Annotated in this window: 11 protein-coding genes and 1 pseudogene; 9 read left to right on the top strand and 3 right to left on the bottom strand. The window is 69.0% G+C overall.

Annotated elements, in window-relative coordinates; translation table 11 throughout:
* Positions 1-130: 130 nt before the first annotated feature.
* The 5 genes and pseudogenes from ACFWY6_RS38125 to ACFWY6_RS38105 form a co-directional block, all read left to right on the top strand.
* A complete protein-coding gene (locus ACFWY6_RS38125) occupies positions 131-1,543 on the top strand; it encodes a nucleobase:cation symporter-2 family protein (protein ID WP_384700420.1) in 1,413 nt (470 codons plus the stop codon).
* 48 nt (positions 1,544-1,591) lie between these two features.
* Complete coding sequence (locus tag ACFWY6_RS38120) at positions 1,592-2,992, top strand: 8-oxoguanine deaminase (RefSeq protein WP_384700418.1); 1,401 nt, start codon at positions 1,592-1,594, stop codon at positions 2,990-2,992.
* Positions 2,993-3,365: 373 nt separating this feature from the next.
* Positions 3,366-4,724: a nucleobase:cation symporter-2 family protein gene (locus ACFWY6_RS38115; protein WP_384700424.1), complete on the top strand. Its 1,359-nt coding sequence runs from the start codon at positions 3,366-3,368 to the stop codon at positions 4,722-4,724.
* Between the two features lie 105 nt (positions 4,725-4,829).
* Entirely contained in the window at positions 4,830-5,288 is a 459-nt protein-coding gene (locus tag ACFWY6_RS38110; RefSeq protein ID WP_384700416.1) for an RDD family protein, read from the top strand.
* Between the two features lie 86 nt (positions 5,289-5,374).
* Positions 5,375-6,526, top strand: a pseudogene (locus ACFWY6_RS38105) (MFS transporter); the annotation flags it as partial.
* A gap of 163 nt (positions 6,527-6,689) precedes the next feature.
* On the opposite strand, the gene ACFWY6_RS38100 reads toward ACFWY6_RS38105, so the two are convergent.
* The gene (locus ACFWY6_RS38100) at positions 6,690-6,938 is read right to left on the bottom strand and encodes a DUF397 domain-containing protein (RefSeq protein ID WP_384700414.1); all 249 of its coding nucleotides are present in this window, start codon (positions 6,936-6,938) and stop codon (positions 6,690-6,692) included.
* Positions 6,935-7,768, bottom strand: a complete 834-nt coding sequence (locus ACFWY6_RS38095) for a Scr1 family TA system antitoxin-like transcriptional regulator (protein WP_384700412.1) — start codon at positions 7,766-7,768, stop codon at positions 6,935-6,937. Before ACFWY6_RS38095 ends, ACFWY6_RS38100 begins: the two co-directional genes overlap by 4 nt.
* A 156-nt stretch (positions 7,769-7,924) precedes the next feature.
* On the opposite strand from ACFWY6_RS38095, the gene ACFWY6_RS38090 reads away from it, so the two are divergent.
* The 3 genes from ACFWY6_RS38090 (at position 7,925) to ACFWY6_RS38080 (ending at position 10,189) form a co-directional block, all read left to right on the top strand.
* A complete protein-coding gene (locus ACFWY6_RS38090) occupies positions 7,925-8,359 on the top strand; it encodes an ATP-binding protein (RefSeq protein ID WP_384700410.1) in 435 nt (144 codons plus the stop codon).
* Between the two features lie 100 nt (positions 8,360-8,459).
* Positions 8,460-9,425 (top strand): ATP-binding cassette domain-containing protein, encoded by a 966-nt coding sequence (locus ACFWY6_RS38085; protein WP_384700408.1) that lies wholly within the window; start codon positions 8,460-8,462, stop codon positions 9,423-9,425.
* Positions 9,422-10,189 carry an ABC transporter permease gene (locus ACFWY6_RS38080; protein WP_384700406.1) on the top strand — a complete coding sequence of 256 codons (768 nt, stop codon included), beginning with the start codon at positions 9,422-9,424 and terminating at the stop codon, positions 10,187-10,189. The genes ACFWY6_RS38085 and ACFWY6_RS38080 overlap by 4 nt, the downstream gene beginning before the upstream one ends.
* Here ACFWY6_RS38080 and ACFWY6_RS38075 read toward each other — a convergent pair.
* Complete coding sequence (locus tag ACFWY6_RS38075) at positions 10,173-10,328, bottom strand: hypothetical protein (RefSeq protein ID WP_384700404.1); 156 nt, start codon at positions 10,326-10,328, stop codon at positions 10,173-10,175. The two genes, ACFWY6_RS38080 and ACFWY6_RS38075, sit on opposite strands and share 17 nt — an antisense overlap.
* A gap of 98 nt (positions 10,329-10,426) precedes the next feature.
* Here ACFWY6_RS38075 and ACFWY6_RS38070 point away from each other — a divergent pair, with 98 nt between their 5' ends.
* Positions 10,427-11,974, top strand: coding sequence for a glycosyltransferase family 87 protein (locus tag ACFWY6_RS38070; RefSeq protein ID WP_384700422.1), 1,548 nt, complete (start codon positions 10,427-10,429; stop codon positions 11,972-11,974).
* Positions 11,975-12,043 lie beyond the last annotated feature (69 nt).

The following is a 12,043-nucleotide window of genomic DNA, read 5'->3' as shown; positions in this document are numbered from 1 at the left end:
CCCGCGCCCTCGTTTCCCTCCTCGGGGAACCCCCCTAATAGCCGGTTAAAATCTAAAAGCATCTGCCGGGGCCGGGCGCCCCCCCCCCCGGTGGGGGCGGGGGCGCGCCACACCGGAGGGAACAGCAGCAATGGCACAGCCTGCATCGGGGCCGGCGAAAGGCCCGTGTTCCACCCCATCGGACATAGCCGACGGCGAGTCAACTGCCGCCTGCCATCCGGTGGATGAAAAGCTTCACCCCTCGCGGCTGTTCCCCGCCGCGCTCCAGCACATCGCCGCCATGTACGCGGGCGTCGTCACCCCTCCGCTGATCATCGGCCAGGCCTGCGGCCTGGACACCGTGGCCCAGACCCGGCTCATCGCGGCAGGGCTGCTCATCGCAGGACTCGCCACCATCCTGCAGACGCTCGGCGCCAAGGGCTTCGTCGGCAACCGGCTCCCGTTCGTCAACGCGGCATCCTCCGCAGGCATCGCGCCGATCCTCGCCATCGCCGAGACCAACGCCAAGGGCGACCAACTCCCCGCGATCTACGGCGCGGTGATGGTCGCGGGCGTCTTCTGCCTCGCGATCGGCCCCTTCTTCGGCAGGCTGCTCCGCTTCTTCCCGCCGCTGGTCACCGGCGTCGTCATCACGCTCATCGGCGTCACACTGATGCCCGTGCCCGTGAAGTGGGCGCAGGGCGGCGACGACACGGACCCGACCTTCGGCGACATGAAGTACCTCGCGCTCGCCGCCTTCACGCTCGTCGTGATCCTGCTCTTCCAGCGCTTCGGACGCGGCTTCCTCAAGCAAGTCGCCCTGCTGGCAGGCATGTTCATCGGAACGCTCGCCGCGATCCCGTTCGGGATGGCCGACTTCAGCTCCGTGCAGTCCGCGCCGCTCGCCGCGCTGCCCACCCCCTTCGCCGCGGGCGCACCCACCTTCCAGCCCGCAGCGATCCTCTCGCTCTGCATCGTGATGCTGGTCCTGATGACCGAGTCGGCGGCCGGGATGCTCGCCCTCGGCGAGATCTGCGACCGCAGGACCGACGGGAAGACCATCACCCGCGGCCTGCGCACCGACGGCATCGCGACCCTCGTCGGACCCGTCTTCGGCGGCTTCCCGACGTCGGCCTTCGCGCAGAACGTCGGCGTGGTCTCCCTGACACGTGTACGCAGCCGCTATGTCGTGGCCGTCGCGGGCGGCGCGCTCATCGTGCTCGGCGCCTTCCCGGTGCTCGGCGCGGTCGTCAACGTGGTCCCCATGCCGGTACTCGGCGGCGCGGGCATCGTCCTCTTCGGCTCCATCGCCGTCAGCGGCATCCGCACGCTCTCCGAGGCGGGCCTGGACGACAGCTCCAACATCATCCTGGTGGCCGTCGCGCTCGGAGCGGGCATCATCCCGCTCGCCGCGCCCACCTTCTACGCCGATTTCCCGGCCTGGGCGCAGACCGTCCTGGGCTCCGGAATCAGTGCGGGAGCGCTGACAGCGGTCCTGCTCAACCTGTTCTTTCACCATCTCGGCACCCGTAGCCACGCGGCCGCGGCACTCAAATCTTCCTAGGGTCATGCCGTGCCCACATCGCCACTCACCAATGAAGGAAGACGCACCATGGCAGCACCGGCAACCCCCGAAGGCGCCGTAGAGCGCATCGTCATCGAGAACGCCGCGATCGCGACGGTCGACGCCAGTGACACCGAGTACGCATCGGGGTACGTCGTCGTCGCGGGCAACAAGATCGAGTCCATCGGCGCCGGCAAGGCCCCCGAGGGCCTTGAGAACGTCGTACGCCGTGTCGACGCCACCGGCCACCTCATCACGCCCGGCCTGGTCAACACGCACCACCACTTCTACCAGTGGATCACCCGTGGTCTGGCCACCGACCACAACCTCTTCAACTGGCTGGTGGCGCTCTACCCGACGTGGGCGCGCATCGACGAGCAGATGACGTACGCGGCCGCGCAGGGCTCCCTCGGGATGATGGCCCGCGGCGGTGTCACCACCGCCATGGACCACCACTACGTCTTCCCGAAGGGCTCCGGCGACCTGTCGGGCTCGATCATCCGCGCCGCCTCCGAGATGGGCGTCCGCTTCACCCTCGCCCGCGGCTCCATGGACCGCAGCGTCAAGGACGGCGGCCTGCCGCCGGACTTCGCCGTCGAGACCCTCGAAGGCGCGCTCGCCGCCACCGAGGAGACCGTCAAGAAGCACCACGACGCGTCCTTCGACGCGATGACGCAGGTGGCCGTCGCCCCCTGCTCGCCGTTCTCGGTCTCCACCGAACTCATGAAGCAGGGCGCCGAGTTGGCCCGCCGCCTGGGTGTACGTCTGCACACCCACGGCAGTGAGACGGTCGAGGAGGAGAAGTTCTGCCACGAGCTCTTCGGCATGGGCCCCACCGACTACTTCGAGTCGACCGGCTGGCTCGGTGACGACGTGTGGATGGCGCACTGCGTCCACATGAACGACTCCGACATCGCGGCCTTCGCCCGCACCGGCACGGGCGTCGCCCACTGCCCGTCGTCCAACGCCCGCCTCGCGGCAGGCATCGCCCGCGTACCCGACATGCTGAAGGCGGGCGTCCCCGTCGGCCTCGGCGTCGACGGCACCGCCTCCAACGAGTCGGGCGAACTCCACACCGAACTGCGCAACGCGCTCCTGATCAACCGCCTCGGCGCGCACCGCGAAGCCGCCCTGAACGCCCGCCAGGCGCTGCGCCTGGGCACGTACGGCGGCGCCCAAGTCCTGGGCCGTTCCTCGCAGATCGGCTCTCTGGAGGCCGGCAAGCTCGCCGACCTCGTCCTCTGGAAGATCGACGGCATCGGGCACTCCTCGATCGCCGACCCGGTGACCGCCATCGTCTTCGGCGCGGCGGCCCCGGTCACGCTCTCCCTCGTCAACGGCAAGCCGGTCGTCGAGAACGGCCGCCTCCTGCACGTCGACGAGGACGCCATCGCCCGCTCCACGCGGGAGGAGGCACAGCGCCTCGCGCGGATCTCCGCCGAGAGCTGACACCTGGAACTCCGGTCAGGGGGGACGGCCCTTGACCGGACTTGAACAGCCGAGCGGGCTGTTCAAGTGCCGCCCCGGAACGTGGCCCAAAGCTTCACGTTCCCGGGGCGGTCAGTACTACCTGGGCGCAGTACCCCACCGGCCCCGCCGGTACCACCACCCACAACTTCATACCGAGCAAGTCCTTGCACCACGCACCACCTCCCAGAAGCGAAGTGCCGGCACAGCCCGTACGCACTGGAAAACAACCGGAGGAGCCACAGTGGCCACTCAGCCCAGGTTCACCAAGCAAGGCAACACCCCCGACCCGGACTCCGACGAGGGGTCCATACCACCCGTACATCCCGTGGACGAGAAGCTCCCACCCCTGAAGATGGCGACCACCGGTCTGCAGCACGTGGCCGCCATGTACGCGGGTGTCGTCGCCCCGCCGCTGATCGTCGGCGCCGCGATCGGGCTCTCCGCCAAGGAGCTCACGTTCCTGACCGGCGCGTGTCTCTTCACCGCCGGACTCGCGACCTTCCTCCAGACGCTCGGCATCTGGAAGATCGGCGCCCGCCTCCCCTTCGTCAACGGCGTCACGTTCGCCGGTGTCGCCCCCATGCTCGCGGTCGTCGACTCGACCAAGGACAAGGACGACGCGCTGCCGGTCATCTTCGGCGCGGTCATCGTGGCGGGCCTCCTCGGCTTCATCGCGGCCCCCTTCTTCTCGAAGATGGTCCGCTTCTTCCCGCCGGTGGTCACCGGCACCGTCATCACCCTCATCGGCATCTCACTCATGCCGGTGGCCTTCGGCTGGGCCCAGGGTCCGGTGCCGGGTGCCGACGACTACGGCTCGATGAAGAACCTCGGCCTGGCCGGCATCACCCTGGTGATCGTCCTGCTCCTGCGCCGCTTCACCACCGGCTTCGTCAAGCAGATCGCGGTCCTGCTCGGCCTCGTCGTCGGCACGCTCGTCGCGATCCCCTTCGGTGTCACGGACTTCAGCCCGGTCGGCGAAGCGGACATCGTCGGCTTCCCGACGCCGTTCCACTTCGGCGCCCCGCAGTTCGCGGCGGCGGCGATCGTCTCCCTCTGCGTCGTCATGGTCGTCTCCATGACGGAGTCCACGGCCGACATGCTCGCCCTCGGTGAGATCGTGGACCGCCCCGCGAACGAGAAGACCATCGCGGCCGGTCTGCGCGCCGACACCCTCGGCTCGGCGATCAGCCCGCTCTTCAACGGCTTCATGTGCAGCGCCTTCGCGCAGAACATCGGCCTGGTCGCGATGACCAAGATCCGCAGCCGGTACGTCGTCGCCGTGGGCGGCGGCTTCCTGGTCCTGATGGGCCTGTGCCCGATGGCGGCGTCGCTGATCGCGGTCGTGCCCCGCCCGGTGCTCGGCGGCGCGGGCGTCGTCCTGTTCGGCTCGGTCGCGGCGAGCGGCATCCAGACGCTGGTCAAGGCGAACCTGGAGAAGGACAACAACGTCCTGATCGTCGCCGTCTCGCTGGCCGTCGGCCTGATCCCGATCGCGGCGCCGGAGTTCTACCACGCGTTCCCGGAGACCGCGAAGATCATCCTCGACTCGGGCATCTCCACGGGCTGTGTCGCCGCGGTGCTCCTGAACCTGGTCTTCAACCACATCGGCGGCCGCAAGGACGACGACGATGTGACGGCTCCGATGGAGGCCGGGGGAGAAATAGCGGAACAGAGGGTGCACGAAGGGTCTTCCGCAGCGGGGGCCCACTGAATTGAGTCCTCCCCTCCCTTCGGGGAGGGGAGGACGGTTGAGACCAGCCCGGACGAGCATCACGCGTGCGGAGTTCTGGTCCGTCCACGCCTACGCTGGGGCACCGTGATCACCCAGCAACGAGGCCTCACCCGCACGGCTGCCCCCGCCCGGCCCGCCACCCAGCCCCGCAGGCTCACCGCCGCGACCGTCGACGCCCTCATCGCCCTGATGTGCGGGCTTGCAGCCGCCGGGGCGACCGGCGTCACGGCGGCCGACGGGGTGGTCGAACTCCACGTGCAGTCCCCGACGGTGTGGGCCGCGGCGCTCGGCGCGTTGCTCGGCTCCTCGTTCCTGAACCACGTCCTGCTCACCCGCGCGACCCGCGCGAGCCTCGGCAAGCTGACGACGGGCCTGCGCGTCGTCCGCGCCTCCGACGGCGGCCGCCCCCGAATCCTCCCGCTCGTCGGCCGCTGGCTGTTCGGCTTCTACTGGACGGTGGTGTTCGTGCCCCTGCACCTCGCGACGGACAGCGGTGTGGAGCAGCAGGATGCGGTGGGGATACGGGTGGTGCGCAGAAGCTGAGCGCTGCCGCTGAGCCGCTGCGGTCGATGCGTTGACGTCGAATTCATGCCAGACCGGGGGCAGTTGGCGCTGATGAACTCGGCGTCATGCCCGTTCCCGTTCCCGTTCCCGCTCGCGCTCCCCGCCCTCCGCTCAACGGCTGGCCCGCCGTCCTCTCCATCACGATGGGGATCTTCTGCATCGTCACCACCGAGATCCTGCCGATCGGCCTCCTGACCCCCATCGGCGACACCTTCGCCCTCTCGGACGGCACGTCGGGCCTGATGATGACCCTGCCCGGCATCCTCGCCGCCGTCGCCGCCCCCACCGTGACGGTCACGACGGGACGCGTCGACCGGCGGCGCATGCTCTGCGCCCTGATGCTGGTCCTCGCCCTCGCCAACTTCCTCGCCGCGATCGCGCCCGGGTACTGGCTGATGCTGGTCTCCCGCGTCCTCGTCGGACTCGTCATCGGCGCCTTCTGGTCCATCGGCGCCGGACTCGCCGCCCGCCTGGTCCCCGAGGCGCAGGCGGGACGGGCGACCGCCGTGATCTTCTCCGCCGTACCGCTGGGTTCCGTGCTCGGGGTTCCCGCGGGGACGCTGCTGGGTCAACTCGCGGGCTGGCGCGCGTCGTTCATCGCGATGGGTGCACTGACCCTGGCCGTTTTCGTCGCGCTGGTCGTGTCCGTACCGCCCCTGCCGCCGGAGCGGGTCACCCGGCTGACCGTGCTGCGGGACCTGCTGGGTACGGCTCGCGTGCGGGGCGGCCTGCTGGCCACGTTCCTCATCGTGACGGCCCACTTCGCCACCTACACGTACGTCACGCCGTTCCTGGCGGACGTGACGCATGCGGGCCCACGGCTCATCACCGTGTTCCTACTGGCGTACGGCGTCGCGGGCATCCTCGGCAACTTCCTCGCGGGAGCGTGGGTACGGCGTGAACTGCGCGCCACGTTCACGGTGGCCGCATCACTCCTCGCCGCCGCGACACTGCTGCTGCCCGTACTCGGCACGGTGAGGGTGGGTGCGTTCGCGCTGCTCCTGGTCTGGGGCGTCGCGTACGGCGCGGTGCCGGTCTGCTCGCAGACATGGTTCGTGACGGCGGCACCGCGCGCCCCCGAGGCGGCGTCCGTCCTCTTCACGTCCTCGTTCCAGGCGACCTTCGCGTTCGGCGCGCTGGCGGGCGGGGCGGTGGTGGACGCGTGGTCCACCACCGTGGTGATGCTTCTCGGGGGGATCGCCGCGGTGCTGGCGGCCGCCGGCACCGTTCTGCTCAGTCCAGGTACTCGAAGAGGCCGGTCCCTGCCAACCGTCCGCGTGGTCCCAGCCGTTGGGGTCGTAGTGGGTGATGCCGCCGTCGTCCGCGTCCAGCATCAGCTGCTGGTCGCCCGCGACGACCGCGAGCCTTCACCTAGCCGCCCTACTGGTGTGTGCGGGCGAGGCCGACGAAGGCCTGCCAGGTGGTGGGGGAGAGGGCGAGTTGGGGGCCCTCGGGGTTCTTGGAGTCGCGTACGTGGATGGTGGTGGGGCAGGGGGCGATTTCTACGCAGTCGCCGTCGCCGCCACTGCTGTAGGTGGACTTGCGCCAGGCCAGGGCTACTTCGATGCAGTCGTCGCCGGAGCCGCTGCTGTAGCTGCTCTTGAACCAGGACAGTTCGCTGGTGCTCATTCTGCTCCTCGCATTCGCCGCAGCAGGCTCACCGATTCCCTGAGGGGGAGAGCCTCTGAGCGCATCCTGGCATACCGCATCTGAAGGATGCTGACCACCTTCGGTTCAGAGATGAACTGCCCGCTCTCCTGGCCCTCGTTGTAGCCGAACCACTTGTTCTCCGGTGTCTCCAGCAAACGGATGGGGCCGTGCAGTCCCGCGTGGCTCTCGCTCACCAGCGGCATGATCTGGATCTGAACGTTGCGGCGTTCGGAGAGTCCGAGGACGTGGTCGATGAGCTCCGAGGTGACCGTTGCGCCGCCGGTACTGCGGAGGAAGAGGTGCTCTTCGAGGATGAAGCCGTACGCGGTGTTCGGCCGTTCCGTCAGCAGCCTCTGACGCTCCATCCGCGCCGCGAGGTGAGCTTCGATCTGCTCATCATCGAGAGGAGGAAGCTGATCGGCGAACAGGGTCTTCGCGTATGCCTCGGTCTGCAGCAAGCCCGGAATCAAGCGGCATTCGTACGTGTAGAGAGTCAGCGCCTCTTGCTCGAACTGGGCCCACCGGCGAAACCAGGCTGCCAGGCCCTTCTGCTTCGTGAGCTGATTGGCCATCAGGCGAAGTGTGCCGAAGGCGTCCAGTGCGGCCTCGCACTGGTCGACGAACCGCGGCGGCGGAAACCTCCTCCCCTGCTCGATCGATGCAAGGAAGTGCGTGGAGTAGCCGATCTCGGGGGCCAGTGCCTCCTGCGTAAATCCGGCCCGCTTGCGGAAGCTCTTGACCGCCGCACCGAAGGCCTTGAGCCCATCAGTCGGTTCGGGCTCATGGCTGCCCTGCGTACTTGACGACATCACGGGTATCCCCTGACGCTCGCTTACCTGTCCCCGCCAACTCGCCCATGGTCACGGTCGGTTACGCGTACTGTCCACACTTCGCACTCGTACAAATACGGAGCGTACGAGTTGGGGTCCTGGTGAGGGACGTGCCGCGAGGCCACGGTGGGCGCCATGCCACAGCGAGCGCATGTCGCCACTCCCGCAAATGTGTTCACGCAGCGTTTCAGCGCGACGCCCCGAGGTGCGCGCCTCGCGAGACGTCTGGCGAGGTACCACCTCGACGAGTGGGGCGTGCCGTACGGCAGTGAACTCTCTGAGGCGGTGGCGCAGATCGTGGCCGAGCTGGCGGCGAACGCGGTGACGCACGGCCGGGTCGCGGGCCGTGACTTCGAGCTGCGGCTGACATGCGAGCCGCCGCCCGATGACGGTGTCGTACGCATCGAAGTGAGCGATTGCCGCACCGAGAGTCGCCCGCCGCTGGACCCTCAACTACCGTCCCCCGAGGCCGAGTCGGGGCGGGGCCTGCTCCTCGTGGCGGCCCTTGCGAGTGAGTGGGGCGTGGCGGAGCGGGAGGTCGGCAAGACGGTGTGGGCGCGGCTCGGCTAGAAGCCGAAGCCGGCGCACCGAAGGGGCGCGGGGAACTGTGTCAGTGGCCGTGTCAGGGCAGTGACAGGTAGGTGTCAGGCCCGGCCCGCATGGTGAAGCCATGAAAACTTCAGCGATCGCAGTCGCGGGACTGCACAAGGCATACGGCGAGAAGATCGTCCTCGACGGCATCGACTTCGATGTTCCCGTGGGATCGGTCTACTCCATGCTCGGCCCGAACGGGGCGGGCAAGACGACGACGGTGAACATCCTGACGACCCTGATGAAGGCCGACGCGGGGACGGTGCGGATCGCCGGGCACGACGTGGCGGCCGGGACCAGCGACGTACGCTCGGCCATCGGCGTGACCGGTCAGTTCGCCGCGGTGGACGAGCTGCTCTCGGGCCGGGAGAACCTCCAGCTGATGGCGGACCTGAAGCGCGTGCGCTCCAGCGGCAAGCTGGTCTCGGGGCTCCTTGAGCGGTTCGACCTGGTGGAGTCGGCGGACAAGATGTCGGCGACGTACTCCGGCGGTATGCGCCGGAAGCTGGACCTGGCGATGACGCTGGTGGGCAGCCCGCAGATCATCTTCCTCGACGAGCCGACGACGGGCCTCGACCCGCGCAGCAGGCGCACGATGTGGGAGATCGTCCGCGAGCTGGTGGTCGAAGGCACCACCATCTTCCTCACCACCCAGTACCTGGAAGAGGCCGACGAGCTGGCCGACCGGATCGCGGTGCTCAACAACGGCAAGATCGCCGCCGAGGGGACAGCGGAGGAGTTGAAGCGGCTCATCCCCGGCGGTCATGTGCGGCTGCGGTTCTCCGACCCGGTCGCGTACCGGTCCGCCGCCGTCGCCCTTCGCGAGGTCACCACGGACGACGAGACGCTGTCCCTGCAGATCCCCAGCGACGGCACCCAGCGCGAACTGCGTTCGATCCTCGACTGGCTGGACTCGGCCGGCATCGAGGCGGACGAGCTGACCATGCACACCCCCGACCTCGACGACGTCTTCCTCGCCCTGACCGAGCACACCAACGACACCAACGACACCAACGACATCACCACGGAGGCGATCGCAAAGTGAGTACCGCATCGATGGCGACGACACTGGCCGATTCGGCGATCATGCTGCGCCGCAACGTCAAGCACACCCTGCGCAACCCGACCACGATGTTCAACGCGGTCCTGTTCCCGATCGTCCTCATGCTCATGTTCGTCAAGGTGCTCGGCGGCGGGTTCGACGTCGGCGTCGCATACATCGACTATGTGACACCAGGTCTGCTCGTGATGGCCGTCGGCTACGGCCTCGGCGCCACCGCGACGGAGGTGAACTCCGACATGACCAAGGGCGTCATCAACCGCCTCAAGGTCATGGACGTATCCCGCGGCGCCATGCTCAGCGGCCACGTCATCATCACCACACTGCGCGCCCTGGTGGCCTGCGCCGCCATCATCGGGGTGGCCTTCCTGATGGGGTTCGACCCGGCGGCGAGCGCCCTCGACTGGCTCGGCGTGCTCGGTGTCGTCGTGCTCTTCGGCTTCGCGGCCAGCTGGCTGACCGTCGCCATGGGGCTCTCCGCGAAGACCGTGGAGTCGGCGGGCATGTCCACCGTGCCGCTGGTCATGCTGCCGTTCCTCAGCAGCGCGTTCGTACCCGCCGACACGATGGGGACCGGCGTACGGCAGTTCGTGGAGTACCAGCCCTTCACCCCGATCATCGAGACGCTGCGCGGACTGCTCGCGGGCGACCCGTCGGGCGGCGACGCGATCGCGGCCGTCGCCTGGTGCCTCGGGATCGCCCTCCTCGGGTACGTCTGGGCGGTCTCCACGTTCAAGAAGCGAGCGTGACCTCGACCAGCAGGGACCAGTCGGTCCGCGTCCCCTCCAGAGCCGCCTCGGCGAACTTCTCCTCGCCGAGGCGGCGTAGGGCGCGCCGCTCGATCCCGGGGACCTCCGGGTGGGGGCTGGCCGGAATCCCCCGCCCCACCCCCCCCCCCGCCGGGCGGCCCCCCCCCCCGGGCCCCCCGCCCCCCCGCCCGGGCGCGGCCCCCCCCCCTCTCCGTGTTCTCAGGCGCGTACGGCAGGATGTGCGGCATGCCCAGTGCAGAAACGACGCGCACGAGCGTGCACCAGCCCTCGAGCGGGCGGCAGCCGGAGCCCGTACGGCCGACCAAGGAGGATGAGGTCGCGGCGGCCGGCAGCGAGCTGATCGGCGGGCCCATCGGCCGCAGAGTGCTGTACGCGGCCACCTGGTGGACTCCCGTACGTGTCATCGCGCTCGTGGCCATCGGGATGTTCGCGCTCGGCATGGTGCAGAAGATGCCGTGCTACGACGGCGCCTGGTTCCAGGGCGCGAGCTCGCAGTACACGCACGCCTGCTACTCCGACATCCCTCATCTCTACCAAGGGCGCGGCTTCGCCGACGGGCTCGTGCCCTACTTCGACAAGCTGCCCGGCGACATGGAGTACCTCGAGTACCCGGTGCTGACCGGTGTGTTCATGGAGGTGGCCTCCTGGCTGACACCGGGCAGCGGCAGCATCCAGCACCAGGAGAAGTTCTACTGGATGGTCAACGCCGGGATGCTGATGGCCTGCACGGCGGTCATCGCCGTCTGTGTCGCCCGCACCCACCGGCGCCGCCCCTGGGACGGCCTGCTCGTCGCCCTGGCGCCCGCCTTCGCTCTGACGGCCACCATCAACTGGGATCTGTTCGCCGTCGCTCTTACGGCCGCCGCGATGCTGATGTGGGCACGCAAGGGGATGCTCTCCGCGGGCATTCTGCTCGGCCTGGCGACCGCCGCGAAGCTCTATCCGGCGCTGCTCCTCGGCCCGCTGCTCATCCTGTGCTGGCGCGCGGGGCGCTGGCGGGCGTTCTGTATGACGGCCGGTGCCGCGGTGGGTGCCTGGCTCGTGGTGAACCTGCCGGTGATGATCGACCACGATGCCTCGGGCTTCCACATCCGCGAGGGCTGGGCGAAGTTCTACACCTTCAGCCAGGAGCGGGGGGTCGACTTCGGCTCCTTCTGGCTGATCCTCTCCCAGCGCATGGACGACCCGCTGTCCACCGACACGGTCAACACCCTCGCCACGGCCCTGATGCTCCTGGCCTGTCTGGGGATCGGCGCCCTGGGGCTGACCGCGCCGCGCCGCCCGCGCTTCGCGCAGCTGGCCTTCCTGGTGGTCGCCGCGTTCATCCTCACCAACAAGGTCTACTCGCCGCAGTACGTCCTGTGGCTGATCCCCCTCGCCGCGCTGGCCCGGCCGCGCTGGCGGGACTTCCTGATCTGGCAGGCCTGCGAGGTCGCGTACTTCCTGGGGATCTGGCTGTACCTCGCGTACACGACGAGCGGAGACGCCCACAAGGGACTGCCGACCGAGGGCTACCAACTGGTCATCGTGGTCCACCTGTTGGGGACCCTGTACCTGTGCGCCATGGTCGTACGCGACATCCTCATGCCGGAGCGGGACCCGGTGCGGCGGTCCGGCGACGACGATCCGTCCGGGGGCGTCCTGGACGGTGCGCAGGACGTCTTCGTCCTCGGGCAGGCGGCCCATCCGCCCTGGCACGCGGCGCATTCCACGGAAAGGCCCGTCGTGCGGTGGGGGTCGACGACGACCGATATTTCACCCTGAGCGAACAGGTACGTACGAGAAGGGGCGGGGGGGCTGGGGTTGGGCCCCGGCCCACAACAAAGCTGGGGT

Source organism: Streptomyces sp. NPDC059037, from assembly GCF_042740015.1.
Lineage (GTDB): Bacteria > Actinomycetota > Actinomycetes > Streptomycetales > Streptomycetaceae > Streptomyces.
The sequence above is the reverse complement of the archived record's forward strand: the minus strand, read 5'-3'. Positions and strand labels throughout refer to the sequence as shown.